Consider the following 317-nt stretch of genomic DNA (forward strand, 5'->3'; position numbering starts at 1 on the left):
CTGCAATACGTGGACGGCGGCGGGACTAAGGGTTGCCGGCCTGCGCACGGGTTGGTGGAACCCGCTGCCAATGTCGCTGTGGTGGTCGATGGGGTTGTATGACTAGCTGGTTCTGCCTGTCGCGGAGCTACAAGATCGGGTTGAAGTACCGATTCGGTAGAGCGATTCTGGAATGTCGCTTGTGTCGACATCGTGGTCTGGACGCGCCTTAAGCGCAGCAATCTCCGTTCGTTGAGCATCAGTCAGCGGAGGCGGATTTGCGGGATCTATTTTGTATCGGATCACCTTGGCCATTATCCATCATACCCGGGCAAAGA

Annotated in this window: 1 pseudogene; it reads left to right on the forward strand. The window is 56.8% G+C overall.

Annotated elements, in window-relative coordinates:
• Window positions 1–106, forward strand: a pseudogene (locus EN852_RS38080) (DUF2459 domain-containing protein); the annotation flags it as partial.
• Window positions 107–317: the final 211 nt, after the last annotated feature.

This window comes from Mesorhizobium sp. M2E.F.Ca.ET.209.01.1.1 (genome assembly GCF_004010375.2).
GTDB lineage: Bacteria > Pseudomonadota > Alphaproteobacteria > Rhizobiales > Rhizobiaceae > Mesorhizobium.